Origin of the sequence: Vibrio sp. T9 (assembly GCF_003123985.1) — a bacterium.
Taxonomy (GTDB): domain Bacteria; phylum Pseudomonadota; class Gammaproteobacteria; order Enterobacterales; family Vibrionaceae; genus Vibrio; species Vibrio diabolicus.
On sequence record NZ_NIGY01000052.1, the window covers coordinates 1 to 503 of the forward strand.

General features: G+C 67.0%; 1 protein-coding gene. It reads left to right on the top strand.

Annotated elements, in window-relative coordinates:
• A partial coding sequence (locus CBX98_RS25365) for an AMP-binding protein (protein ID WP_146192914.1) occupies nucleotides 1-503 on the top strand: 503 nt, incomplete at both ends.

The following is a 503-nucleotide window of genomic DNA, read 5'->3' on the forward strand; positions in this document are numbered from 1 at the left end:
CACGCCCGACTCGGTCGCCTATGTCATCTTCACCTCCGGCTCCACGGGGCGTCCCAAGGGTGTACGCGTGCCTCATCGCGCGGCGTCCAATTTCCTGACCAGCATGCAGCGCGTGCCGGGTATCGCACCGGACGACCGTCTGGTCGCGGTCACCACGTTGTCGTTCGATATCGCTTTCATGGAGCTGATGCTCCCGCTGACGAGCGGTGCCGAGATCGTCGTTGCCGGCCGTGACGACGTACGCGATGGCGGCCAGCTCCGTCGCCTGATCGAAGAAGTGGATGCCACGATGATGCAGGCCACGCCTGCCGGTTGGCGCCTGCTGGTCGACGCGGGATGGAATGGGCGCCCGGCGTTTCGCGCCGTCTCCGGCGGCGAGCCGCTGCCGGTCGATCTGGCCGAAGCCCTGCTCGATCGCTGTGGCGAAGTGTGGAACGGCTACGGCCCGACCGAGACCACGGTGTATTCGACCTACTGGCGCGTGTCCGATCCGCGCGAAGGCA